A 25,392-nucleotide genomic window follows, 5' to 3' on the forward strand; every position below is an offset into this window, starting at 1 on the left:
CACCACTGGATAAGGATTTTACATGCCTGTAATTACGCTTCCTGATGGCAGCCAACGCGCGTTTGCCAACCCCGTATCTACTCTCGACGTTGCCGCCGACATCGGCCCGGGCCTTGCCAAGGCCTGTATCGCCGGTCGTGTGAATGGCGAGCTGAAAGATGCCTGCGATCTCATCCATGACGATGCCAGCCTGTCTATCATCACCGCCCGTGATGAAGAAGGTCTGGAAATCCTGCGTCACTCCTGCGCGCACTTGCTGGGTCACGCCATCAAGCAACTGTGGCCAGAAACCAAAATGGCCATTGGTCCTGTGATTGATAACGGCTTCTACTATGACGTCGATTTGGATCACAAGCTGACCGCCGAAGACATAGCCGCGCTCGAGAAGCGTATGCTGGAGCTTGCCAAGAAAGACTACGACGTGGTGAAGCGCGTAGTGAGCTGGCAAGAAGCCCGCGACACTTTCGAAGGCCGAGGCGAAGGCTACAAGATGGCCATTCTGGATGAAAACATCAGCAAAGATGCGACGCCAGCGCTGTACCATCATGAAGAATACGTTGACATGTGCCGTGGTCCTCACGTGCCCAACATGCGTTTTTGCCATCACTTCCGTTTGATGAGCGTGGCCGGTGCATACTGGCGCGGCGACTCAAACAACAAGATGTTGCAGCGTATTTACGGTACTGCCTGGGGCGACAAAAAAGCCCTGAATACTCACCTGGCACGTCTGGAAGAAGCCGCCAAGCGTGATCACCGTAAAATCGGTAAGCAGCTTGACCTGTACCATATGCAGGAAGAAGCGCCTGGCATGGTGTTCTGGCACAACGACGGCTGGAGCATTTTCCGTGAGCTGGAAACCTTTATCCGCCACAAGCTGTCGCAGTATGGCTATCAGGAAGTAAAAGGCCCATTCATGATGGACCGCGTGCTGTGGGAACGCTCTGGTCACTGGGACAAGTACTCAGAAGCCATGTTCACCACCGCCAGTGAAAACCGCGAGTACGCCATCAAGCCGATGAACTGCCCGGGTCACGTACAGATTTTCAACCAGGGCCTCAAGTCCTACCGCGATCTGCCACTGCGTATGGCTGAGTTCGGTTGCTGTCACCGTAACGAGCCATCCGGTTCGCTGCACGGTCTGATGCGGGTGCGCGGCTTTACTCAGGACGATGCCCACATTTTCTGTACCGAAGAGCAGGTGCAGGAAGAGGTGAGTGCCTGTATCAAGATGGTGTATGACACTTACTCCACCTTCGGTTTCGAAAACATCGTGGTGAAACTGTCGACCCGTCCTGAAAAGCGTATCGGTGACGATGCGATGTGGGACCGCGCCGAGTCAGCACTGATTGAAGCCCTGAACGCCAACGGCATTGCCTTTGAAATTCTGCCGGGCGAAGGCGCCTTCTACGGCCCGAAAATCGAATTCACCCTCCATGACTGCCTTGACCGTGCCTGGCAGTGCGGTACTGTGCAGCTCGACTATGCCTTGCCTGGCCGTCTGGGCGCCACCTATGTGGCCGAAGATAACGCCCGCCAGACCCCGGTGATGATCCACCGCGCCATTTTGGGCTCTTTGGAGCGTTTCATCGGTATTCTTATCGAAGAATACGCTGGCCGCTTCCCAACCTGGCTGGCTCCAGTGCAGGCTGTTGTGATGAACATCACCGACAAACAGGCTGATTACGTTGAAGAAGTAGTCAAATTGTTCAAAGAACAGGGAATTCGAGCTTCTCAAGACTTGAGGAATGAGAAAATTGGCTTTAAAATACGCGAGCACACCTTAAGGCGTGTCCCTTATCTATTGGTTGTAGGTGACCAAGAGATGGAAAACAGGGAAATCGCGGTGCGTACCCGTGACGGAAAGGATTTGGGCAAGATGTCCATCGATGCCTTCGTTGCGAGCGTAAAAGAGCAAATTTCGCACCGTAGTCTAAAACTCTTGGAGGAATAGGTCATAAAGATCAAGAAAGCAGGGCGTCAATCGGCCCCGAACAGAATTAATGATGAAATCACCGGTGTTCCACAGGTACGTTTAAGCGGTCTCGATGGTGAAGCTATCGGTATTGTCAGTATCCGTGAAGCTCAGGAGTTGGCCGATGAAGCCGGAGTCGATCTCGTAGAGATCAGCCCCAATGCCGAGCCTCCAGTATGTCGTATAATGGATTACGGTAAGTTCCTGTTCGATAAGGCTAAGGCCCAGAAAGAGCAGAAGAAAAAGCAAAAACAGGTTCAGGTTAAGGAAATCAAATTCCGTCCTGGAACTGACGAAAACGACTATCAGGTAAAACTACGCAACCTGATTCGTTTTCTTGAAGACGGTGACAAAGCGAAAGTTACGCTGCGTTTCCGGGGTCGCGAAATGGCACACCAAAACCTGGGTATGGATCTGATGAACCGTATCAAGGCTGATTTGGAAGAGTATGCGGTTGTCGAATCCTTCCCGAAAATGGAAGGTCGTCAAGCCATCATGGTGCTGGCACCCAAAAAGAAATAGTAGGGCAATCCGAAAGTAGCGGCCGCCCAGCAATGAGCGGCCGCTCGCCTTACGTTTTTTATAAACCCCCAATGCGGAAGTAGAAGTAATGCCAAAAATGAAAACTGACCGCGGCGTTGCGAAGCGTTTTAAGAAAACCGCCAATGGTTTCAAGCGCAAGCAAGCCCACCTGCGTCACATCCTGACCAAAAAGAGCACCAAGCGTAAGCGTCATCTGCGCGCTAAATGTCTTGTTGCCAAGGTCGACGTTCCAGCAATCGCGCGTCAACTGCCATACGCTTAATTGAGGAGATTGAATAATGCCAAGAGTTAAGCGTGGTGTGACCGCACGTGCCCGTCACAAAAAGGTTCTGAAACTCGCCAAAGGTTACTACGGTGCCCGTTCACGTACTTACCGCGTAGCGGTACAGGCTGTGATCAAAGCCGGTCAGTATGCTTACCGTGACCGTCGTCAGAAGAAGCGTCAATTCCGTCAACTGTGGATTGCGCGTATCAACGCCGCTTCTCGTCAGAATGGTCTGTCTTACAGCCGTTTCATCAACGGTCTGAAGAAGGCTTCTATCGAGATCGACCGTAAGATCCTGGCCGACATCGCTGTATTCGACAAAGTTGTTTTCTCAACTCTGGTTGAAAAGGCTAAAGAAGCTCTGACCAAGTAATTGGTTTTTGAGTAAGTGAAAAGGGGACCTCAGGGTCCCTTTTTTTGTGCCTGTGTTTCAGTGCTTTATTGTGTTGTACGTTGTAGCATTCGATGAATCACATCAGCTGTTGGTTGATTGGGCTACTGGTACAGGCGAACATTAAGGCATGAAAAAGCCGGCAATAGCCGGCTTTTCTTCAGTGTCTAACGCTCAGGATTAGCCGTGCTTGGCATCCAGGTAGCGCTCAGCGTCCAGTGCAGCCATACAGCCGGTACCGGCGGAGGTAATGGCCTGACGATAGTGCTGATCCATCACATCACCGGCGGCGAATACGCCTTCAATGCTGGTTTGGGTGGCGTTACCGTTAAGACCGCTCTGTACCTTGAGGTAGCCGTGGTTCATTTCCAGCTGGCCTTCGAAGATGCCAGTGTTGGGGCTGTGGCCAATGGCCACGAACACGCCTGCCACGTCAAACTCTTCAACTGAGTCATCTTTGGTGGACTTGAGCTTAACGCCGGTCACGCCCATGTTGTCACCCACAACTTCATCCAGGGTCTTGTCCAGATGCAGGATGATGTTGCCGTTAGCCACTTTGTCCATCAGACGGTCAATCAGAATTTTTTCTGAGCGGAAGCTGTCGCGGCGGTGAATGAGGTGCACTTCAGAAGCGATATTTGACAGATACAGGGCTTCTTCCACTGCGGTGTTACCACCACCAATTACAGCAACCTTTTGATTGCGATAGAAGAATCCATCACAGGTGGCACAGGCAGACACGCCGCGGCCCTTGAATGCTTCCTCAGAGGGTAAGCCCAGATACTTGGCTGAAGCGCCGGTGGCGATGATCAGCGCATCACAGGTGTACTCACCGTTGTCGCCCTTCAAACGGAATGGACGCTCAGTGAGAGTCACTTCGTTGATGTGGTCGAAAAGAATTTCGGTATTGAATTTTTCAGCATGCTCTTGCATACGGGCCATCAGACCTGGGCCGGTCAGGCCTTCAGGATCGCCGGGCCAGTTTTCCACTTCCGTGGTGGTGGTCAGCTGACCGCCTTGCTGCAAACCTGTGATCATTACTGGATTCAGGTTTGCGCGAGCCGCATAAACTGCGGCGGTGTAGCCTGCTGGACCTGAGCCGAGGATCAGCAGTTGACTGTGTTTGGCTTGGCTCATTTTGTTCTCCGTGCCTTTGCAAATTGCTGGGATTGTAGGAAATTTGCGAACAGGGGTAAAGGGTTCAGCTACCGACTGCTTAGATGATCCTAATCTAAGATGTCTATTAGAGTTTCCAGCACAATCCGCAGCCAAAAAGAAAGGGGAGCATAAAGCTCCCCTTAGATTCCAACACTGGCTGGGTTACAACAGTTCGGTAGAAGGTACGTAAGCCAGGTTGTGGGCTTCAGCAACTTCTTTACAGGTGATCTTACCGTGCATCACGTTCAGACCGTTCAGCAGGTGCTTGTCCGCCAGCAGCGCTGCCTTGTAACCCTTGTCAGCCAGTTTCAGGATGTAGGGCAGGGTAGCGTTATTCAGCGCGAAGGTTGAAGTGCGGGCAACGGCACCTGGCATGTTGGCTACGCAGTAGTGAACTACGTCATCAACAATGTAGGTTGGGTCCTGGTGAGTGGTGGCGTGTGAGGTTTCAACACAGCCGCCCTGGTCGATGGCGACGTCAACGATGGCTGCGCCAGGCTTCATGCGCTTGATCATATCAGCGGTTACCAGCTTGGGGGCAGCAGCGCCAGGGATCAGTACGCCGCCGATAACCAGGTCGGCTTCCAGTACGTGACGCTCAATGGCATCAGCAGTGGAGTAAACGGCTTTAACGGCAGAGCCGAACTGAACGTTCAGACGACGCAGTGCATCGATAGAGCGGTCCAGAACTACGACGTCAGCGCCCATGCCCACGGCCATTTGCGCAGCGTTGGTACCAACCATACCGCCACCGATGATAACCACTTTGGCAGGCTCAACACCTGGTACACCACCGAGCAGCATACCACGGCCACCGGCAGATTTTTCCAGCGCCATGGCTCCGGCCTGGATAGACATACGACCGGCTACTTCTGACATAGGGGCCAGCAATGGCAGGCCGCCGCGGTCATCAGTCACGGTTTCATATGCGATACACACAGCGCCAGAGGCCACCAACTCTTCAGTTTGTGGCAGATCCGGAGCCAGGTGCAGATAGGTAAACAGAATTTGATCGTGGCGCAGCATGGCGCGCTCAACGGCCTGAGGTTCTTTCACCTTCACGATCATGTCGGATTTTGCAAAGACTTCTTCGGCGGTAGCCAGGATGCTGGCGCCGGCATCGATATAGTCCTGATCAGAAAAGCCAATACCACCACCGGCACTGGTCTCAACAAAAACCTGATGACCACGCAGGGTCAGTTCACGCACGCTGGAGGGTACCATGCCAACGCGATATTCGTGGTTTTTGATTTCCTTTGGAACACCAATTATCATCTTCGAGCCTCAATTGCATAATTACCCGTGTTTTGCGGGCATAATTGTTATTTTGTCGCGACCTGAACGTGATTATTTCAGGGATATCTAGTATAGTATTCCTGATGCAGTTTATGCTGCTGAACTTTCGACATACGTAAAATTAAATGTTGTTTTAGTGATAAAACAAGGTCAAAAATATGGCATATAATAAAAAGAGTCCAGTAAAAGACTTGGATCGCATTGATCGTAATATCCTTAATGAGCTGCAAATTGATGGTCGAATCTCAAACGTCGAGCTGTCAAAGCGAGTGGGACTTAGTCCAACTCCCTGTTTAGAAAGGGTAAAACGACTCGAGAAGCAGGGTTATATCAACGGCTATACTGCCTTGGTTAACCCGCACTACTTGGGCGCATCACTGTTGGTTTTTGTTGAAATCACCCTGAATCGGGATACTCCGGAAGTGTTCGACCGCTTTAATCGCGCCGTTCAACTGCTGGACGATATTCAGGAATGTCACCTGGTTTCCGGTGATTTTGACTACCTGCTCAAGACCCGCGTATCCGACATGTCTGCTTACCGTAAGCTTTTGGGTGAAACCCTGTTGAAGCTGCCTTCCGTTTCCGATACCCGTACCTACGTGGTAATGGAAGAAGTGAAGCAGACCAACAAAGTGGCGGTAAACAATATTGGCGACAAGTAACTAAGTTACTGTCCGTCAAATAAAAAGGGAGCCTGGCTCCCTTTTTTGTTAGCTTTTTCAGGCCACGAATGAATTTTTGCTCACAATCGGGTGCAACTGCCCATAAAACCCCCAATTGTGCTCCACTTTCCGAAGGATTCTGGTATCTTAATTTCACCTGTTTTTAATGTTGCTATGGATCTTTTCGTTTGTCTCAGGGAAATCGCGTTCATTCGCTAAGCGGACTACAAAGGCTGCTGGAAGGCGGACTCATCATTTGCTCCATGCTGGCTATCTATATACTGCTGGCGTTAACCAGTTTCAGCGCCTCGGACCCCGGCTGGAGCCAGAGCAACTATCAGGGCCACATTCAAAATCTCGGCGGCGCCGTTGGTGCCTGGATTGCCGATATTCTTTATTATTTCTTTGGATACAGTGCCTTCCTGGCACCCTTCGTGGTTGCAGGCACCGGCTGGTTGCTGTTCAAGCAATCCCATCGCTTGCTCGAGATTGACTATTTCTCCGTATCCATGCGACTGCTGGGCTTTATCCTGATTGTGTTCGGGGTATCGACCCTGGCCAGTATGAATGGCAACGACATCTATGAGTTCTCCGCAGGCGGCGTGACAGGTGATGTTATCGCTGCTGCAATGCTTCCTTATTTCAATCAGTTAGGCACTACTTTGCTGCTGCTCTGCAGTATCGCAACCGGCTTTACTCTGCTTACCGGCATCAGTTTAATTGCGCTTGTCGAGATGACAGGGCGCGGCACCACAGGCCTGTTCGTGTCGCTCTATCATCTGCCCTCCAAGCTTGCCAAATCGCGTGAAACAGAAGACACCAAGGGCTTTATGTCGATTGCTGCTGGCTTTAAACGCAAGCAGAGTGATGCACTGGAAAATAGCTTAGATGCAGATGAATCCACTGCTGTAGCAAAATTGCAACTTGACACTGTTTCTGAGGTGCAGGAAACAGACGAAAACACTGCAAAAACTGAAAGGCCCAAGCGTAAATTCTTTTTCTTCGGTCGCAAGGACAAAGAGCCCGATCAGGACGACGTCTTTGAGGATGAAGATGACGAGCAGGACGATTTGGATATAGACACAGGATCTGAACACTTCGATAACAAAGCCAAGGGCCAAACCCGGGTTGAACCCGCCTTTGGTGCCCCCGTCGCTGAGCATAATGGCAATCCAGCGTCGGTACGTTCAGTGAATGGTCATGCAGACACGGGTATAAATAGCCATAGCAGTGAAGCACTGCACAGCAAGCCACTCTCTTTGGCCGATACTGACCTCGATGACGATGCGCTCGCAGCCCCGGCAATTTCTATTGATGGCAACGCAAAAGAAAGCCTGGCCGCCAATCAGGATACGCCGCCCTGGGAAGACATTCCGTTTGACGAGTCGGCATCCAATGGCGCTCTGGCTACCGCGGCTAAAAAACCGCAGCCTAAGTCTGAAGGCGCCAAGATTGTTGACGGTATTGTGGTGCTGCCGGGACAGGACCAGGCACCTGCCAAGCCGATGGCACCACTGCCAAGCATCGAGCTTTTGAACGTGCCGAACCGGAAGCAAAACCCAATCAGCGAAGAAGAGCTGGATCAGGTTGCACGTCTTGTTGAGGTGAAGCTTGCCGACTTTAACATTACCGCCAATGTGGTGGGTGTTTATCCAGGCCCTGTGGTTACCCGTTTTGAGCTTGAGCTTGCACCTGGGGTGAAGGCCTCAAAAATCAGTAACCTTGCCAGCGACTTGGCCCGCTCTCTGCTGGCAGAGCGGGTGAGGGTAGTAGAGGTTATCCCGGGTAAGGCTTATGTGGGCCTGGAGCTGCCAAATAAGTTTCGCGAGACCGTGTACATGCGTGATGTGCTCGACTCTGACAAGTTCAAGCAAAACCCCAGCACACTTGCGATGGTGCTGGGTCAGGACATCGCCGGCGAGCCGGTTGTGGTCGATTTGGGTAAAATGCCGCACTTGCTGGTAGCCGGTACCACGGGCTCGGGTAAGTCGGTAGGGGTGAACGTGATGATCACCAGCCTGCTGTATAAGTCGGGCCCTGATGACGTGCGCTTCATTATGATTGACCCCAAGATGCTTGAGCTGTCGGTTTATGAAGGTATTCCACATCTGTTATGTGAAGTGGTGACCGACATGAAAGAAGCCTCCAACGCACTGCGCTGGTGTGTGGGTGAGATGGAGCGTCGCTATAAACTCATGTCGGCGCTGGGCGTGCGGAATCTAAAGGGCTACAACGCCAAGATTGCCGAAGCCAAACAGGCCGGTGAGGCCATTAAGGATCCGCTGTGGAAATCCAGCGAAAGCTTTGATGAAGAAGCGCCGGATCTCGACAAGCTGCCCTCCATCGTGGTGGTCGTGGATGAATTTGCCGACATGATGATGATTGTTGGTAAGAAAGTTGAAGAGCTGATTGCCCGTATCGCGCAAAAGGCCCGTGCCGCCGGTATCCACTTGATTCTGGCGACCCAGCGTCCATCGGTGGATGTGATCACCGGTTTGATTAAGGCCAACATCCCAACCCGGATGGCGTTCCAGGTATCCTCGCGTATCGACAGCCGCACTATTTTGGATCAGCAGGGCGCCGAAACGTTGCTTGGGATGGGTGACATGCTGTATTTGCCACCGGGCACAGGGGTGCCAATGCGGGTCCATGGCGCCTTTATTGACGACCATGAAGTGCATCGCGTGGTTGCTGACTGGCACGCCCGCGGCAAGCCGCAATATATTGAAGAAATTCTGCAGGGCTCAAGCGAAGGCGAGCAGGTGCTGCTGCCAGGCGAAGTGTCGGAAGACGGTGATGAAGACTACGACCCACTTTACGATGAGGCCGTTGCCTTTGTAACTGAGTCGCGCCGCGGTTCCATTTCCAGCGTGCAGCGCAAGTTCAAGATTGGCTATAACCGTGCCGCCCGCATTATTGAGCAAATGGAAATGGCCGGAGTGGTCAGCGCCCAGGGCCATAATGGCAACCGTGAAGTATTGGCGCCGCCACCTCCACGCAATTAATCGGATTATTAAGAGGTTAGTCTGTGAAAAAATCGATTTTGGTTTGTTTGACAGCATTGCTGCCACTGACAGTGCAGGCCGATGATGCCGCCATGCTCGCCGCCAGGCTGGATGCGATGCAGGGGATTAAGGCCAACTTCAGCCAAAAGGTCACTGATCAGAATGGCAAGCTTATCCAGCAAGGTACAGGCGTTATTGCCATGCATCAGCCGGATGCCTTCTATTGGCATCTGACCGCGCCCGATGAGTCACTGATAGTGGCCAAGGACAACACGGTTTGGGTCTATAACCCCTTTGCCGAAGAAGTCAGCATTCTGGATATGGAAGATATCCTTAAGGCATCGCCCATGGCGCTGTTGGTTCACCGCGATGAAAAAAGCTGGAGCGAATATCAGATTAATAAAAAAGGCGATTGCTTTGATATCAGCCCGCGCCCCGGCGTAGAGAGCGCTGTGAATACCGTATCAGTGTGCTTTGCCAACCAAACCCTGTCTGACATCCGTCTGACCGATGGCCAGGGCAGCACCAGCCATTTCGCGCTGTCCGCTCAGGCGCAGATAGGCGAGGCTGACAGCCAATTGTTCAGCTTTGATATTCCTGAAGGCGTCAGCATTGACGATCAGCGCACGCGGTAAGGTTGCACTGTGTCACTGAGTTTTGATTTCAGCCCCGACTTTAATCCCCTGGCCGCAAGAATGCGGCCAGCCAGGGTGGAAGAGTACATAGGTCAGTCGCATCTGCTTGGCGAAGGCAAACCTTTGCGCCAGGCGCTGCTGGCGGGCAAGGTGCACTCCATGCTGCTGTGGGGGCCGCCCGGTACCGGCAAAACCACGCTGGCCGAACTCGTTGCCCGTTATGCCAATGCCCATGTGGAGCGCATATCCGCGGTAACCTCAGGGGTTAAGGAAATCCGCGCCGCCATCGAGCAGGCCAAAAATGTGGCCCAGTCCCGTGGTCAACGCACCTTGTTGTTTGTTGACGAAGTGCACCGCTTTAATAAAAGTCAACAGGATGCCTTCCTGCCTTTTATTGAAGACGGCACTGTGATTTTTATCGGCGCAACCACCGAAAACCCGTCTTTTGAAGTCAACAATGCACTGCTGTCCCGCTGCCGTGTCTATCTCATCAAGCGTCTTGATGATGACGCCATTGGCCAAATTCTTGAGCAGGCCAACAGTGACGAGGCGAGGGGACTTGGCAAACGCGGTTTGCGGCTGACCCCGGAACTGAAGGCCGCCATTGCCAGACTCTGTGACGGAGATGCCCGCAAGGCGCTGAATTTAATTGAGTTGATGGCCGACTTGCTGCCAGACGGCGGCGAGTATACGGTTGAGCTCCTCAGTGAAGTCGCCGGTCATCAGGCGGCGGGTTACGATAAAAACGGCGATCAGTATTACGACCTTATCAGTGCGGTGCACAAATCCATTCGTGGCTCGGCGCCTGATGCCGCACTTTACTGGTTTTGCCGCATCCTTGAGGGCGGCGGCGATCCTTTATACGTTGCCCGCAGGCTGCTGGCCATTGCCTCGGAAGATATCGGCAATGCCGACCCCAATGCCATGACAGTCGCCCTGAATGCCTGGGACTGTTTCCACCGCGTCGGACCGGCTGAAGGCGAGCGCGCCATTGCTCAGGCGGTGCTCTATCTTGCCAGCGCGCCCAAAAGCAATGCAGTTTACACCGCCTTTAAGGCCGCGCGGGCACTTGCCCGGGAAACCGGCAATGCACCCGTGCCCAACCATATACGCAATGCGCCAACCAAACTGATGAGTGAGCTTGGCATGGGTGAAGGCTACCGTTACGCCCATGATGAAGAGGGCGCATTCGCCGCCGGTGAGAATTACTTCCCAGATACGCTCAAACACAGCCGCTTTTATCAGCCCACCGAGCGTGGATTTGAGAAACGAATTAAAGATAAACTGCAAAATCTCGAGGCGCTTAACCAGCAAAGTGGGCGAAAACGTTATGAATAATGTGCTTTATGTGGCCGCCGGAGGTGCTATAGGCGCAGTTTTGCGCTATTCCATCTCGATTCTTGCGTTGCAGCTCTTTGGTGCCGGATTTCCTTTTGGTACACTCATCGTTAACGTGGCGGGATCCTTTTTGATGGGATGCATATACGCCCTGGCAGAGCTCAGCCATATTGGTCCTGAGTGGAAAGCCCTGATTGGTGTTGGCCTTCTGGGCGCCTTAACGACGTTTTCCACCTTCTCAAACGAAACCTTACTGTTAATACAGCAAGGTGAACTTGTGAAGGCGAGCCTGAATGTGCTTCTGAACCTGATACTTTGCCTGACCGTGGTGTATCTTGGGCAGCAGCTGATTTATTCCCGCGTTTAACTTAAAAGACAACAAGTATGTTAGATACCAAATATCTCCGTAATGAACTGGAATTCACCAAAGAGCGTCTGGCCGCCCGCGGTTTTGCGCTCGATATCGACCATCTCAAAGCGCTGGAAGAAAAGCGTAAGTCGCTGCAGGTAGCCACCGAAGAGCTGCAGGCCAGTCGCAACGCCATCTCCAAATCCATCGGTCAGGCCAAAGCCCGCGGTGAAGATGTCGCTCCCATCATGGCTCAGGTAGGTAACCTCGGTGCTGAGCTTGAAGCCAAAAAGGTTGAGCTGGCCGCACTGCTGGAAGAAATCAATGCCATTGCCATGTCAGTGCCAAACCTGCCTGATGAGTCTGTACCAGAGGGAAAGGATGAAACCGAAAACGTGGAGATCCGCCGCTGGGGTGAGCCACGCAGCTTTGATTTCGATGTGAAAGATCATGTCGATCTGGGTGAAGGCCTGAACGGTCTTGATTTTAAATCTGCGGTGAAGATCACCGGTTCACGCTTTATCGTGATGAAGGGCCAGGTTGCCCGTATGCATCGCGCTCTGGCGCAATTTATGTTGGATCTGCACACCACAGAGCACGGTTATACCGAGGCCTACGTTCCCTATCTGGTAAACGCTGAAAGCTTGCTGGGTACCGGGCAGTTGCCAAAGTTTGGTGAAGATCTGTTCCATACCAAGCCAGCCACTGAAGAAGGTCAGGGCCTTAGCCTTATTCCAACTGCCGAAGTGCCAGTGACCAACCTGGTGCGTGATACCATCATCGATGAGGCAGATTTGCCGATTAAGATGACGGCCCACACCCCTTGCTTCCGCTCAGAAGCCGGCTCTTACGGTAAAGATACCCGCGGTCTTATCCGTCAGCACCAGTTCGACAAAGTGGAAATGGTGCAGATTGTTAAACCGGAAGATTCCATGGATGCCCTGGAGCAAATGGTTGGCCACGCTGAAAAAGTGCTGCAAAAGCTCGGGCTGCCTTACCGCACCGTGGTGCTGTGCACCGGTGATATGGGCTTTGGCGCAGCCAAGACCTATGACATTGAAGTGTGGCTGCCGGCACAGGACACTTACCGTGAGATCTCTTCCTGCTCTAACGTGAAGGATTTCCAGGCCCGCCGTATGCAGGCGCGCTATCGCAGCAAGGCTGATAACAAGCCAGCGCTGGTGCACACCCTGAACGGTTCAGGTCTGGCGGTTGGTCGTACTCTGGTAGCCATTTTGGAAAACTATCAAAACGCCGACGGCACTGTGACAGTACCCGAAGCACTGCGTCCATACATGGGCGGTCTTGAAAAACTGGGATAATAATAACTAACTTATTTTTCAGGGGATTATGGATAACGGTCAGCGCTATTTACGTTGGCTCTCTTACATGGCTGTGATAGCGGTATTTGCTGCAATCATGTTTGCCACGTTGGGAAAAGCCTTCTTGGTCGTCTTTGAAAATGTAAAGTAATCGCTGTTTCAGCAGCGAATTAAAAAGCCCCGCGATTGCGGGGCTTTTTGTTTTCGATGCTGGCAAGTGAGTCGCCCGGCACTGATTTAAACCTATTAAATACACTTAGCGGGTTTCGGCAGGCCGGCAATCTTGGTGGCTTGCTTGGCGGGTCCAACAGGGAACAGCGTATAAAGGTACTTGGAGTTACCCTTGTCCGGTCCGAATTTTTGCCCCATGGCCTTTACCAGGGCACGAATGGCCGGACTGGTTTTGTACTCAAGATAGAAATCTCGAACGAAGTTCACCACTTCCCAATGCGCATCTGTCATCACTATTGATTCAGACTGGGCAAGCAGCAGCGCAAGCTCCGGGCTCCAATCGTCAACAGACAGCAGATAACCGTTTTTATCCACCGCAATCTGCTGGTCATTAAATGCAATTGAATCTACCACGTGATCACCTTATCAAACGTCAAAGAGAGTGTTACCCAGCCGCGATAATCCAGCAATTGCGCGTGAGGATAACGGGCTGCAAGCATGTCGGTCAGTCCGCGGGCATGGACATCTTCATCCAAAAAATACACCGATTTGCCGGCGAGCTTATTTTGCCAATGCACCTGGAGCAGTGAGCCGGATGCATCGCCACTGAAAAGCAGCGCATCCTGCTCACCGGCATAGCGCATTGCCAGTTCAAGGCCCGCACTCTGGGCGGATGATTGCTGAATATGATGCAAAATCATCAGTAGACCACCACTTCATCAACGGCGCCGAAATGGGCGCGGACAGCATCGGAGCTGAGCACTTCAACATCCAGGGGCAGGGTGTCTGGCTCGATGCCAAATTGCTCAAGGCTATGCTGACACACATACAGATTTTCGATGTCGTAAAATTCCAGCGCCCCAAAGGTCGCGATATAGTCACGACAGCCAATGGATTCAGGCTGTTGATTTGAAACCAGGTGCAACACGCCTTCATCGGCAAACAGCAAACTGGTTTGCAAATCGTAACTGGCGGCCAGCATGGCAAAATCCAATGCTTCACGGCCTGTGGCCGTGCCATGGGGCGCCTTGGAGAAGACTACGCAGAGTTTTTTCACCCCAGCTCCTTAAAAACACACCAGCCGATCGGCTTTGGCAATACCACTGACCAGTTCACCCAGGCCTCCATTATGGAAGCCATCATCCACATTCCAGTGGCTAAGCCCCTGGGTTTCGGCTTCCTCTCTGGACACCATGCCGCGACGCAGTGCGGCCGAGACGCAGTTCACCAGCTCCACCTTGTGCTCGCAGGCGAGCTCATGCCAGGCGCGATAAACATTAAACTCATCGGATGCAGGTGAGCCCAGGCTTGATGCGTTAAACACACCATCCTGATAGAAAAATACCCGAAGGATTTGATGGCCTTCATCGATAGCAGCCTTGGCGAATCGCAGCGCATGCAGCGGAGCGGCGCTGCCGTAGGCTTTACCTGAGACCTGGAGAATGAAAGTACTCATAATAAAAAAATGGCCCTGAATGTGGGCCATTTTACCTTAATTCCTGTGTGAAAGATCAATCGTCGTTGTTCATGCCCAGAATTCGCAAAATGGCCAGGAACAGATTGAGGAAATCCAGATACAGCGACACAGTGGCGCGAATATAGTTGGTTTCGCCGCCATTAACGATGCGGCTGGTATCGAACAGGATTAACCCGGTAAACACCAAAGCAGTCGCCCAGGACAGCAACATGTAGGCGGTGCTGTTACCCACGAACATATTGATCAGGCCGCCAATGATGATAACTATCAGTCCAGCGAAAAGAAAACCGCCCATAAAGGAAAAGTCTTTTTTGGTGGTCAGGGCATACATGGACAAGCCAATAAAGATGGCGGACGTCAGACCGAAGGCCTGCATGATAAGCGCTGGGCCATTGGCCATGCCGGCATAATGGTTGAGGATATAACCGAGCGACGCGCCTTCCATACCGGTAAAGGCAAACACCCAAAAGAGTCCGGCAGATGAGTCGGCTTTACGCAGGGTAACAAAGAGCAGAATAAATCCGCCGATAGAAAAGCCGATAGACATCAGCGGCGAAATGCCCATTGCCGTGGCAATCCAGGCGCACAGCGCAGAAAACGCCAGCGTCATGGACAGTAGCATATAGGTGTTCTTGATAAGCTTGTTGACTTCCAGTGTCGACTGTTTGGAAACCAGAATTTCCTGTGACATTTCAATGTCTCCTTAATCTTTGACAATCCCGTCTATCATAACCGAATTCACCCGGGATACCAGCGTTACGCCAGCCATTCCCGGTGCAGTTTTTCGCTGTCACCCAGGTAATCAAGTACCCAACTGAGCGCAGGCGAGGGCGTGTCGCCATTCCAGGCGAGACAACAGGGGCTGGGAACCTTTGGCCGCTCCAGGGTTTTCTCAACCAAAAGCCCAGCCTGAATAAAGGGCGCAGCCAAATGACGCGGCATATAACCAATGCCGAGGCCATTGGTAAAACAGTTAATCGCGCGGATCCAATCCGGCACCACCAGGCGGCGCTGATTATCCAAAAGCCAGGTGGTGCGTTTGGGGATTTCCCGCGACGTATCCTCAAGGCAGATAGACGGGAAGGGCCGCAACATATCATCGGTCAGTGGCTCATCGATGGCAGCCAGCGGGTGATTCTTGGCCACCAAAAACGCCCAGTCAATCACCCCCATATCGCGGTATTGGAATACACCGCCGACCGGAATTGCCGTGGTGGCACCAATGGCGATATGGCTTCGCCCTGTGGCAAGCGCCTCCCACACACCATTGAATACCTCGATACGAATAATCAGCTCAACATCTTGAAAATGTCTGTAAAAATCGGCAATCAGCACACTTATTCTGTCGGCGCGAACAATATTATCCAGCGCAATGGACAAGGTGGGTTGCCAGCCGTTGGCGATGCGCTGGGTGCCGCGCTTAAGCTCATTCATCTGCGACAACATGGCCCGGGCTTCCCGCACAAAGTGCTCGCCGGCGACCGTGAGACTCACGCTGCGGTGATGGCGATGGAACAGCACCACGCCCAGTTCATCTTCTATTTGCTTGATGGCGTAACTGACCGCCGAGGGCACCTTGTGCAGCTTGGCCGCGGCGGCGGTAAAGCTGCCAACCTGGGCAACAATATCGACCAATTCCAGAGATTGTTCCGACAGCATGGTGAAATTCCTGTTTCGTTAGGGCGCACTTGCCTTGAATATTTTTGTTTGCACTGTGCAAAATTAACCGTTTCACAGCGCTAAAACAAGCCATTAGACTCCATCGCGCTAAGATTATTCCTATTTGTGGAGGCTGATTTGATTTCCAATTCTTTGACTAAGCGCCGAAGTTTAGTGTTCTTTCCGTATCTTGCGCTGCTTAGCATGCTCGGTTTTTTGGCTACCGACATGTACCTGCCTGCATTCAATCAGATTGAAGCTAGTTTAAACACGTCAGCCAGTTTGGTGGCGATGACACTCACTTGTTTCCTTGGTGGTCTGGCCCTGGGGCAGCTCGCTTATGGCAGTTTATGCGACCGTTTTGGTAAACGAAATACCCTGATGGCCGGGCTTGGATTGTTTGCGCTAAGCAGCGTATTGCTTGGCTTTACCCAGGACATCAGTGTGTTTTTCGCCCTCAGGGTGGTGCAGGCATTTGGCGCCTGCAGCGCTGCCGTGATCTGGCAGGCGCTGGTGATGGAGCGTTTCAGCGAAACCGAGGCGAGGAGGGTGTTTTCATCCATCATGCCACTGGTTGCCTTGTCTCCTGCGTTGGCACCTTTGATGGGAGCCTGGGTCAGTGAGCAGATGGGCTGGCGCGCCATTTTTATTATTCTGGCCATTTTGGGTTTGTTATTGGCGGCCATGACACCGGCTCTGGCTGGCAACAGCAAAGCCAATGAATCGCAAACGCCAATCTCCGTTGGTAGCATCCTGAAAAACCATGCGTTTCAAAACAATGTAGCCATATTTGGTGCCTGCAGTGCGGCCTTCTTTTGTTACCTGACGCTGTGGCCAGCGGTAATGCAGCACCACGGTTATGCCGCCGCCGAAATCGGCCTCAGCTTTATTCCTCAGACTCTGGCATTTATGTTGGGAGGGTTTACCTGCAAAAAATTGCTTACCAAACATAGCCCTCAGGCGATTAAAAACACCCTGATCACCGGCTTTGTCGTACTGTCGCTAGCTCTGTTTTTGCTGACTCAGTTAGGGGCCGGGATAGAGTCGGTTCTGTGGGTCTTTGCCATCCTGGCAGCAATTAACGGCGCCGTATATCCATTACTGGTGACAGATGCGTTGGCGCCATTTTCCAGCAACGCCACTAAGGCTGCGGGCTGGCAGAACTTTTTACAGCTCGGTATGGCGTTTATTGCCTCGGCGGCGGTAGCCCTGATAGCCCATTGGTTTGAAAAGGCCATAGGTGTGGGGATCCTGATTTGCGCGGGGATAGTATTGCTGGCCTGGTTGCGCATGAATTGGAGTGCATGGCGTGATAACTGGTGCTTCCCGGATCCGGCTCGCATTGCTGTGCAAGCGGACACAGAGCAGAAGCCATCAAGTGAAGGTACTCAGCTGCAAAAGACTGAGTAGCGAAAGGATTAGCACACTGGCCGCGACACTGAGCACTAAGTACCGCCAGTGAGCCGCCGCGCCAACTGCACCACAATTTAAGTTGAGGCAATAGTTCAAATTGCGCAGCGGTGTCAAAATTCAAAAGCACGGCTTCTAGCTGTGCTTTTTGTTTTTGGCACACACTGACACGCATTGTGAGAATGACCTCGATAGCAGACTGCGTTAAAAAAGACGATGAGTGTGAGTAGATGAGCAATAACCTCAGCCTCAGGATGTTGGAACGTGGGACTCAACATTGCCGGGCACTGAGCACGATACCCGATGGATTTAGGCGATGAATTACGAAGAACATACACAGCCAGGAAAACACGTCGTAGCTGCTGTGACATTGTTGTATCTATGACTGCGGACAAATTGGCCCTTGACCCAATTGCAGTTTGTCATGGTTGCGGTTTGCGCTTTGGAAAGGAATGGCTTTCAGCTTTTGGCAAAATGGCAGTTATCTGCGGGAAGGCCAGCGGCTGAGGCTAGTAGGTGTGTTCTCACAAATATAGCATTTAACATAATATACATTGTGCGCATTTAGATGTGAGACTGTTTGCGTGCTTTGGTGTTGGACTCGGTTATCCCGCTGTTGGTACGAAACTCCTTCTTATTCATACGGTATTGGATTTGAGCCGCCCATCATTAAGGTTTTAAGCATATCTGGCAATATGTTTGCTATTAAGTCACTGTATCGAGTTACGGCCTGGTTGGCTGATTATTATTAAACACCTGATTACGGGTAAACAGCTGCTGAACGCTGATTGCGATGCGACTTGCCAGAGCTGGACTGTTCAGCCGGCGAACATCTGCCGCTTTTCACGACTCGTTCCTTATCGTGCCTCCTTTAATGGTTCATTTTATCTTGCTGGCACCAATACCCGCGTGCTTAACCTTGGCTGACGTTCATTATCAAGTACCTAGGCTGAGTTATTCATCCACACTGCTATCTATACTGATCTCTGTTTGCTGATTTCCATCAGCCTGCTCAAGCCATTGCCAGCAGCGCTGCTCACAATTGCCGCATGGATTACTTGTCGTTGTGACTTGCGGACCCGGTGCGAGCGCTTGTCCAGGCTCAAAACTATCGCTTTCACGTGGGTGGCTTCCCAAATCCTGGCTCAATAATCTATTCAGGTCTTGCTGCGGCAGCGACTTATTGCAGCCTGCGCGCTCCCTACAGGCCCACAGGCACAGTTGCCACACACGCTGCTTGGACACACTGTCCAGGCATTTTACATCTGCCGCGCACAGATGGCCTTCATAAATAAGCCGCGCCAGTAACGCCTCCGGCATTGCCAGATTGATATTTTTCAAGGTGATACATCCTTTACCCATAATTGCATAGCTTAGATGATAATAATTATCATCTAGATTGAGATCCAGGATTTTTGCCCCAAAATTTGCGCTGGCGCCAATTTGTTGAACTACACTGAAATGGAACGGCACGAATACGCTCAATAGGTAGAGGTCATCTAATGCTCATTGATATGGCTAAGAAAAACCCCCTGTTTTCCGGTAAGAAAAAGGTTGAGTCAGAAGATGCTGGTCCAGCGTGGAAAGTCCTGATCGTTGATGATGAGCCCGACGTTCACACGGTTACCAAACTGGCCCTGTCACGTTTTAAGTTGGAGGGACGCTCCCTTTCCTTTATTAACGCCTACAGTGGCGAACAGGCCAAGGAAATCCTCAATACAGAAAAAGACGTGGCTGTTGCCTTTATCGATGTGGTGATGGAGAGCGACCACGCCGGACTTGAGTTGGTGAAATGGATCCGTGAGGAGCTGAAAAACCGCACGATGCGCATCGTGCTGCGTACCGGTCAACCCGGCCAGGCGCCGGAAGAAGATGTTATCGTCAATTACGATATCAATGACTACAAGGCCAAGGCCGAACTCGACTCACGCAAGCTGGTTACCAGCGTCTACTCTTCCCTGCGCTCCTACCGCGACATTATGGAGATAGAACAGGCGCGTCAGGTTCAATTAAAGCATCGCAAAGGGCTTGAGCGGGTGCTTGAAGCGACCTCCGGCCTGTTTGAGCTGCGCACGTTACATAAATTCGCCGACGGTTTGCTCACCCAGGTGGCCAGCCTGTTAAATCTTGATACTGAAACCCTGCTGTTGTCCTGCAATGCCATGGATGCCATCAGCGGCAATGTCGATTCTCATGAGCTGGAAATCCTTGCCGGCACTGGCCAGTTTGCTGCCCACCACGACCGGGCACTGGCGCCCAATGTGCTGACATTACTCAAAGAAGCGCTGGCGCAAAAGCGTTGCCTGTATGAACAAAACTGCTTTGTAGGCTACTTCCCAACCAAGGGCGGTCTCATCAACCTGCTATATATGGATGGCATTGACCGCATTGGTGACCTGGATAAGCAGCTGATTGATATCTTTGCCATCAATGTGGGGGTTGCGTTCGAAAACCTGCTGTTGAATCAGGAAGTGGAAGATACTCAGTCTGAGCTTATTTTGCGGCTTGGGGATGTGGTGGAAAGCCGCTCCAAGGAAGCGGCCAATCATGTAAAACGCATGGCAGCCTATTGCTATGATCTTGCCCTGCTTGCAGGGCTTTCGGATTATGAGGCTGATCTGCTTAAGCGCGCCGCGCCCATGCACGACATAGGTAAAATCGCGATCCCCGATGCTGTGCTGCTGAAACCTGGCAAGCTTGATGATGATGAGTGGCAAATCATGCGTCAGCACCCGGTGATTGGCCATCAGATCCTGGCAAACTCAGAGCGACCAATACTTACCGCCGCCGCCACCATTTCACTGCAACACCATGAAAAGTTTGATGGCAGTGGCTATCCAGCAGGGTTGAATGGTGAGGCCATCCACGTGTATGCCCGTATTGTGGCGATTGCCGATGTGTTCGATGCCCTGTCCCACTCTCGCTGCTACAAAGAAGCATGGCCACTGGACAAGGTACTTGAAGAGATGAAGCGCTGCTCAGGCACTCACTTCGATCCTGTGCTTCTGCAACTCTTTATAGACAATATAGATACCTTTGTTGCCATTAAAGAGTGCTGGAAAGATACCGCTGAGTAGCAAAGCCGCTATTGGAAATGCTAACCGTGCGACTGAGGGTTAGCTTATATATTGGCGTATACATTAGTGGTGATGATAACGCAGCGACTGCCTTGAACAGTTAACTGCCTGCGCTCGTGTAAATGTTACGAGTTTGGGTTGTCAGCAAGAAAATCAAACCAGGCCTGCTTAGTCAGGCCTTGTTCGTCAGTGAAGCTCACCATCAATCGCCACACCATATAACCACTGGCACAGCTGCCGTATATTGCGCTGGCCTGATAGTGATTTTCAGCCTGTTGCTGCCATTTAAGTGGGATAAGCCCCATAAACATGTCTCGGCCTTCAATGCGGCTATCGCCGATTACCACAGGCGAGCTGAATTTAAGGTTAAATTTCAGCGGCTTTTCACTGGGCGCATTGGCAGGGTTTAGTTCCAGCGTGATGATATTTTCACCAATCGTTTGGGTGCATGGCCCTGAGTGGAAGTCGCAAAGTCCGGTTTCGTCAACCTTCACTTCTGCGGTTTTTTGACCCTGATCACATCCTGAGCCGATAAACGCGATTAAGACTGCGCAAACGACGGGGAAAAAGCGGTTACCTAGCACAACAATTCACCTTATGCTGCAAGACGTTAACATTCTATTGCTCGGCTTGATCCAGATCAACAAAGCAGCCCCAGGTCCGGTATCTTTTTTGACGCAGCTCAAGTATCATTGCAATGCCTTGCTACAGGTAACAAAACTGCAGGCAAAGACATTGACAGTCGGCATTGCACCCGATAGGGAAAGTGTCGTTTGTCATGATAACAAACCGGTAAAGCTCGTCTTTACTCACATTACAAGTAAAAGTAATAAGCAGTGGAAGCACTATGATGAACCATTCCCAGCCTAACGGCGCTGATTACAATTACACTGTCGTGCGCCAATTCGCCCTTACCACAGTTTTGTGGGGCATTGTTGGTATGTCTGTCGGTGTACTTATTGCGGCTCAGTTGATCTGGCCACAGCTGAACTTCGATACTCCTTGGTTGACCTATAGCCGCTTGCGGCCATTGCACACCAATGCGGTAATCTTCGCGTTCGGTACCTCAGCGCTCTTCGCCACCTCTTACTATGTTGTTCAACGCACCTGTCAAACCCGTTTGTTTGCGCCAGCTCTGGCACAATTTACATTCTGGGGTTGGCAAGCCATCATTCTGGCCGCGGCCATTACTCTGCCTCTGGGTATCACCAGTGGTAAAGAATACGCCGAGCTGGAATGGCCCATCGATATCGCTATCGCCGTTGTTTGGGTGAGTTACGCTATCGTATTCTTCGGCACCATTATCAAGCGTAAGACCTCGCACATTTATGTTGCGAACTGGTTCTTCGGCGCCTTTATCATCACCGTTGCTGTGCTGCACATTGTAAACTCCATGGCTGTACCTGTTAGCCTGTGGAAGTCTTACTCTATCTATGCCGGCGCCGTGGATGCCATGGTGCAATGGTGGTATGGTCACAACGCCGTAGGCTTCCTGCTGACCGCAGGCTTCCTGGGTATGATGTACTACTTCGTACCTAAGCAAGCCGGTCGTCCAGTGTACTCTTACCGTCTGTCTATCGTGCACTTCTGGGCACTGATTGCACTGTACATCTGGGCCGGTCCTCACCACCTGCACTACACTGCCCTGCCCGACTGGACTCAGTCTCTGGGTATGGTGATGTCTCTGATCCTGTTCGCACCTTCATGGGGCGGTATGATCAACGGCATCATGACCCTGTCCGGTGCATGGCATAAGCTGCGTACTGACCCAGTACTGCGCTTCCTGGTGGTATCTCTGTCCTTCTACGGTATGTCTACCTTCGAAGGCCCGATGATGGCTATCAAGACTGTAAACGCGCTGTCTCACTACACTGACTGGACCGTTGGTCACGTACACTCAGGTGCTCTGGGTTGGGTTGCCATGGTGTCTATCGGTTCTCTGTATCACCTGATCCCGAACCTGTTCGGTCACGGCCGTATGTACTCTACCTCTCTGGTAAACGTACACTTCTGGCTGGCAACCATAGGTACTGTACTGTACATCGTTGCCATGTGGATCTCTGGTGTGATGCAAGGTCTGATGTGGCGTGCAGTTAACTCTGACGGCACCCTGACCTACAGCTTCGTTGAAAGTCTGGAAGCTTCTTATCCGTTCTACTTCGTCCGCTTCCTGGGCGGCTGCTTCTTCGTAACCGGTATGCTGATCATGGCCTACAACGTGTATCGCACCGTTAAAGCGCCTAAAGATTCACTGCCTGCGCTGACTGAAGCCAAAGCTGCATAAGGAGTAGACACGATGAAATTCAATCACGAATTAATAGAGAAGAACATCGGTTTGCTCGGTATCTTCACCGTGCTGGTGATCAGCATCGGTGGTCTGGTACAGATCACGCCGCTGCTGTTCCAAAAAGATACCACTGAGCCAGTTAAGGGCCTGCGTCCTTACACTGCCCTGGAGCTTGAAGGCCGTGACATTTACATCCGTGAAGGTTGTTATAACTGTCACAGCCAGATGATCCGTCCTCTGCGTGCAGAGACTGAGCGTTACGGTCACTACTCTGTTGCCGGTGAGTCTGTTTGGGATCACCCATTCCAGTGGGGCTCCAAGCGTACCGGTCCGGATCTGGCCCGTGTTGGTGGTCGTTACAGCGACAAATGGCACGAAGTTCACCTCATCGATCCTCGCGCTGTGGTTCCTCAATCAAACATGCCTGGCTTCCCATGGCTGGCAGAAAACAAGCTGGATGGCAAGTTGACTGCTCAGAAAATGGAAGTCTTCCGTGGGTTTGGTGTTCCCTATACCGATGCTGACATCGCCAACGCTCAGAAAGCCGTAGAAGGCAAGACTGAGATGGAAGCCATCATCGCGTACCTGCAGTCTCTGGGACACGCACTCAAATAAGGAGGCAACTATATGGATTACGGCACATTACACGGACTCGTTACCATCGTTGTAATGCTGACCTTCGTCGGTATATTTGCTTGGGCTTATAGCTCCCGTCGCAAAAAGCAATTCGACGAGGCTGCTAACCTGGTGTTCTCTGATGAAGAGCACAAGGAAATGAAGGACTCAGGAGAGCAAAAATAATGTTGATGAGTAACTTCTGGAGTATGTGGATCAGCATACTCACAATTCTGGTGATCGTAGGCTGCTTCGTGCTGCTGAAGATCTGTTCCAAGAACACGACGCCTGATATCAAAGAAGGCGAGTCAATGGGTCACAGCTTCGACGGTATCGAAGAGCTGAACAACCCACTGCCAAAGTGGTGGAGCTATATGTTCTACATCACTATCGTGTTCGGTGTGATTTACCTGGCACTGTACCCAGGTCTGGGTAACTTCAAAGGTTACCTCGGCTGGAGCAGCTCTAACCAGAGCATTGGTACCGAGCAAGGCATCAAGGCGGATTCCAAGGCTGCGATTGAGAACGCATCCAAAGAAGGTCGCTGGGTTCAGTACGATCAGGAAGTTAAGGCTGCTGACGACAAGTTCGGCCCTATCTTCAAGAAGTTTGCTGAAACCCCACTGGAAGAATTGGCAAAAGATCCTGAAGCACTGAAAGTGGGCGGTCGTCTGTTCCTGCAGAACTGTTCTCAGTGCCACGGCTCTGATGCCCGCGGTAGCCTCGGCTTCCCTAACCTGACTGACAGTGACTGGCTGTATGGCGGCTCTCTGGCCGAAATCAAGACCAGCATCATGAACGGTCGTCGCGGTATGATGCCTCCAAAAGGTGGTCTGCCAGTGGATGACAGCGAAATCCCGGGTCTGGTTGCTTACCTGCACAAGCTGGGTGGCACCGAGCATGACGCAGCACTGGCCGCTCAAGGTCAGGGTTCCTTCATGAAGGGCTGTTTCGCCTGTCACGGTATGGATGCCAAGGGCAACAAGCTCATGGGCGCCCCTAACCTGACTGACAACATTTGGCTGTACGGTTCCAGCGATGGCCAGATCAGCGAGTCAATCAAGTATGGTCGCAGTGGCGTGATGCCAGCATGGAAAGACGTGCTGGGTGAAGAAAAAGTTCACGTAATCGCCGCCTACGTTTACAGCTTGTCAAACAAGTAAAAACGTCACCAAAAAAGCAGGCCCCGATAGCAAATCGGGGCCTTTTTTTAAGTGATAACTCATACATTTGGCGATAGAATATTGCCACTTAATTCTTCGATGGTATTAGTCAATGAGCGAGCAGCAAGCCTGGTATAAGCAGTTCTGGCCCTGGTTTTTAATTATCCTTCCTATGTGCGCGGTTATCGCAAGTTTCACCACTCTGAAAATCGCCCTGGATAACTCAGACTCATTGGTCGCCGAGGAGTATTACAAAAAAGGCAAGGCCATCAATATGGACCTGTCGAAAATCCAATATGCACGCCAACTTGGCATGCAGTTTTTACTGAAGGTAAAAGACGGCAGCATCACCATAGAACAGCACGGCGGCCCTGCCTATGCCGCAGCGCTCGACACCCGTTTCTACCACCCCACCATTGCCGAGCGTGACTTTGACAAGATGCTGACTCAGGATGCATCCGGGCTGTATCGCATCACTCCGGAGAAAGAGATTTCCGGTTTCTGGGAAGTGCGCATCGAGAGTTTCGACGGCAAGTGGCGTCTGCAAAAGCGTCTGGAACTTGCTGAGGGCAAAGAGCACTGGCTGAACTGAGTCAG

At 51.8% G+C, this 25,392-nt stretch carries 27 protein-coding genes; 17 read left to right on the plus strand and 10 right to left on the minus strand.

What is annotated here, in order from left to right; genetic code table 11:
- Window positions 1–22 precede the first annotated feature (22 nt).
- The 4 genes from thrS to rplT all read left to right on the plus strand — a co-directional run bounded on the left by thrS (window position 23) and on the right by rplT (window position 3,153).
- The gene (gene thrS / locus STH12_RS07210) at window positions 23–1,951 is read left to right on the plus strand and encodes a threonine--tRNA ligase (protein WP_126166927.1); all 1,929 of its coding nucleotides are present in this window, start codon (window positions 23–25) and stop codon (window positions 1,949–1,951) included.
- 3 nt (window positions 1,952–1,954) lie between these two features.
- Complete coding sequence (gene infC, locus STH12_RS07215; RefSeq protein WP_126166928.1) at window positions 1,955–2,494, plus strand: translation initiation factor IF-3; 540 nt, start codon at window positions 1,955–1,957, stop codon at window positions 2,492–2,494.
- Between the two features lie 88 nt (window positions 2,495–2,582).
- Window positions 2,583–2,777, plus strand: coding sequence for a 50S ribosomal protein L35 (gene rpmI, locus STH12_RS07220; RefSeq protein ID WP_011759880.1), 195 nt, complete (start codon window positions 2,583–2,585; stop codon window positions 2,775–2,777).
- Window positions 2,778–2,793: 16 nt separating this feature from the next.
- Window positions 2,794–3,153, plus strand: coding sequence for a 50S ribosomal protein L20 (rplT, locus tag STH12_RS07225; protein ID WP_126166929.1), 360 nt, complete (start codon window positions 2,794–2,796; stop codon window positions 3,151–3,153).
- A gap of 198 nt (window positions 3,154–3,351) precedes the next feature.
- Here rplT and trxB read toward each other — a convergent pair whose 3' ends face one another.
- Both trxB and ald read right to left on the minus strand, forming a co-directional pair.
- Window positions 3,352–4,308, minus strand: coding sequence for a thioredoxin-disulfide reductase (gene trxB, locus STH12_RS07230; protein WP_126166930.1), 957 nt, complete (start codon window positions 4,306–4,308; stop codon window positions 3,352–3,354).
- Window positions 4,309–4,491: 183 nt separating this feature from the next.
- A complete protein-coding gene (gene ald / locus STH12_RS07235; protein ID WP_126166931.1) occupies window positions 4,492–5,604 on the minus strand; it encodes an alanine dehydrogenase in 1,113 nt (370 codons plus the stop codon).
- Between the two features lie 179 nt (window positions 5,605–5,783).
- Between ald and lrp the strand changes: the two genes are divergently transcribed.
- From lrp to serS, 6 genes are all read left to right on the plus strand, one after another.
- Window positions 5,784–6,287, plus strand: coding sequence for a leucine-responsive transcriptional regulator Lrp (gene lrp / locus STH12_RS07240; RefSeq protein WP_126166932.1), 504 nt, complete (start codon window positions 5,784–5,786; stop codon window positions 6,285–6,287).
- Between the two features lie 188 nt (window positions 6,288–6,475).
- Window positions 6,476–9,292 (plus strand): DNA translocase FtsK, encoded by a 2,817-nt coding sequence (locus tag STH12_RS07245; protein WP_126166933.1) that lies wholly within the window; start codon window positions 6,476–6,478, stop codon window positions 9,290–9,292.
- Between the two features lie 23 nt (window positions 9,293–9,315).
- Complete coding sequence (gene lolA, locus STH12_RS07250; RefSeq protein ID WP_126166934.1) at window positions 9,316–9,927, plus strand: outer membrane lipoprotein periplasmic chaperone LolA; 612 nt, start codon at window positions 9,316–9,318, stop codon at window positions 9,925–9,927.
- Between the two features lie 60 nt (window positions 9,928–9,987).
- Window positions 9,988–11,265, plus strand: coding sequence for a replication-associated recombination protein A (locus STH12_RS07255; RefSeq protein ID WP_126169454.1), 1,278 nt, complete (start codon window positions 9,988–9,990; stop codon window positions 11,263–11,265).
- Window positions 11,258–11,632 (plus strand): fluoride efflux transporter CrcB, encoded by a 375-nt coding sequence (gene crcB, locus STH12_RS07260; protein ID WP_126166935.1) that lies wholly within the window; start codon window positions 11,258–11,260, stop codon window positions 11,630–11,632. Before STH12_RS07255 ends, crcB begins: the two co-directional genes overlap by 8 nt.
- 17 nt (window positions 11,633–11,649) lie before the next feature.
- Window positions 11,650–12,936, plus strand: coding sequence for a serine--tRNA ligase (gene serS, locus STH12_RS07265; protein WP_126166936.1), 1,287 nt, complete (start codon window positions 11,650–11,652; stop codon window positions 12,934–12,936).
- 246 nt (window positions 12,937–13,182) lie between these two features.
- On the opposite strand, the gene STH12_RS07275 is transcribed toward serS, so the two are convergent.
- The 6 genes from STH12_RS07275 to punR all read right to left on the minus strand — a co-directional run bounded on the left by STH12_RS07275 (window position 13,183) and on the right by punR (window position 16,243).
- A complete protein-coding gene (locus STH12_RS07275; RefSeq protein WP_126166938.1) occupies window positions 13,183–13,521 on the minus strand; it encodes a TusE/DsrC/DsvC family sulfur relay protein in 339 nt (112 codons plus the stop codon).
- On the minus strand, window positions 13,515–13,808 hold the full coding sequence (gene tusB, locus STH12_RS07280; RefSeq protein ID WP_126166939.1) for a sulfurtransferase complex subunit TusB: 294 nt from the start codon (window positions 13,806–13,808) through the stop codon (window positions 13,515–13,517). Before tusB ends, STH12_RS07275 begins: the two co-directional genes overlap by 7 nt.
- Window positions 13,808–14,164: a sulfurtransferase complex subunit TusC gene (tusC, locus tag STH12_RS07285; RefSeq protein ID WP_126166940.1), complete on the minus strand. Its 357-nt coding sequence runs from the start codon at window positions 14,162–14,164 to the stop codon at window positions 13,808–13,810. Before tusC ends, tusB begins: the two co-directional genes overlap by 1 nt.
- A 9-nt stretch (window positions 14,165–14,173) precedes the next feature.
- The gene (tusD, locus tag STH12_RS07290) at window positions 14,174–14,563 is read right to left on the minus strand and encodes a sulfurtransferase complex subunit TusD (protein WP_164551159.1); all 390 of its coding nucleotides are present in this window, start codon (window positions 14,561–14,563) and stop codon (window positions 14,174–14,176) included.
- 55 nt (window positions 14,564–14,618) lie between these two features.
- Window positions 14,619–15,275 carry a Bax inhibitor-1/YccA family protein gene (locus tag STH12_RS07295; RefSeq protein ID WP_126166942.1) on the minus strand — a complete coding sequence of 219 codons (657 nt, stop codon included), beginning with the start codon at window positions 15,273–15,275 and terminating at the stop codon, window positions 14,619–14,621.
- A 65-nt stretch (window positions 15,276–15,340) separates the two neighbouring features.
- A complete protein-coding gene (gene punR / locus STH12_RS07300) occupies window positions 15,341–16,243 on the minus strand; it encodes a DNA-binding transcriptional activator PunR (protein WP_126166943.1) in 903 nt (300 codons plus the stop codon).
- 204 nt (window positions 16,244–16,447) lie between these two features.
- Between punR and punC the strand changes: the two genes are divergently transcribed.
- Window positions 16,448–17,653 carry a purine nucleoside transporter PunC gene (punC, locus tag STH12_RS07305; RefSeq protein ID WP_237158786.1) on the plus strand — a complete coding sequence of 402 codons (1,206 nt, stop codon included), beginning with the start codon at window positions 16,448–16,450 and terminating at the stop codon, window positions 17,651–17,653.
- A 954-nt stretch (window positions 17,654–18,607) separates the two neighbouring features.
- Here punC and STH12_RS21520 read toward each other — a convergent pair.
- Entirely contained in the window at window positions 18,608–19,138 is a 531-nt protein-coding gene (locus tag STH12_RS21520; protein ID WP_177616553.1) for a hypothetical protein, read from the minus strand.
- A 17-nt stretch (window positions 19,139–19,155) separates the two neighbouring features.
- Between STH12_RS21520 and STH12_RS07315 the strand changes: the two genes are divergently transcribed.
- Window positions 19,156–20,730, plus strand: a complete 1,575-nt coding sequence (locus STH12_RS07315) for a DUF3369 domain-containing protein (protein ID WP_126166945.1) — start codon at window positions 19,156–19,158, stop codon at window positions 20,728–20,730.
- 125 nt (window positions 20,731–20,855) lie between these two features.
- Here STH12_RS07315 and STH12_RS07320 read toward each other — a convergent pair whose 3' ends face one another.
- Window positions 20,856–21,224, minus strand: a complete 369-nt coding sequence (locus STH12_RS07320; protein ID WP_126166946.1) for a hypothetical protein — start codon at window positions 21,222–21,224, stop codon at window positions 20,856–20,858.
- 353 nt (window positions 21,225–21,577) lie between these two features.
- Between STH12_RS07320 and ccoN the strand changes: the two genes are divergently transcribed.
- From ccoN to STH12_RS07345, 5 genes are all read left to right on the plus strand, one after another.
- Window positions 21,578–23,014 carry a cytochrome-c oxidase, cbb3-type subunit I gene (gene ccoN / locus STH12_RS07325; protein WP_126166947.1) on the plus strand — a complete coding sequence of 479 codons (1,437 nt, stop codon included), beginning with the start codon at window positions 21,578–21,580 and terminating at the stop codon, window positions 23,012–23,014.
- Window positions 23,015–23,026: 12 nt separating this feature from the next.
- Complete coding sequence (ccoO, locus tag STH12_RS07330) at window positions 23,027–23,632, plus strand: cytochrome-c oxidase, cbb3-type subunit II (protein WP_126166948.1); 606 nt, start codon at window positions 23,027–23,029, stop codon at window positions 23,630–23,632.
- 12 nt (window positions 23,633–23,644) lie between these two features.
- Window positions 23,645–23,818: a cbb3-type cytochrome oxidase subunit 3 gene (locus STH12_RS07335; RefSeq protein WP_126166949.1), complete on the plus strand. Its 174-nt coding sequence runs from the start codon at window positions 23,645–23,647 to the stop codon at window positions 23,816–23,818.
- A 5-nt stretch (window positions 23,819–23,823) separates the two neighbouring features.
- Window positions 23,824–24,795 carry a cytochrome-c oxidase, cbb3-type subunit III gene (gene ccoP / locus STH12_RS07340; protein WP_126169455.1) on the plus strand — a complete coding sequence of 324 codons (972 nt, stop codon included), beginning with the start codon at window positions 23,824–23,826 and terminating at the stop codon, window positions 24,793–24,795.
- Between the two features lie 112 nt (window positions 24,796–24,907).
- On the plus strand, window positions 24,908–25,387 hold the full coding sequence (locus tag STH12_RS07345; RefSeq protein WP_126166950.1) for a FixH family protein: 480 nt from the start codon (window positions 24,908–24,910) through the stop codon (window positions 25,385–25,387).
- Window positions 25,388–25,392: the final 5 nt, after the last annotated feature.

The sequence above is a fragment of the Shewanella khirikhana genome, assembly GCF_003957745.1.
GTDB lineage: Bacteria > Pseudomonadota > Gammaproteobacteria > Enterobacterales > Shewanellaceae > Shewanella > Shewanella khirikhana.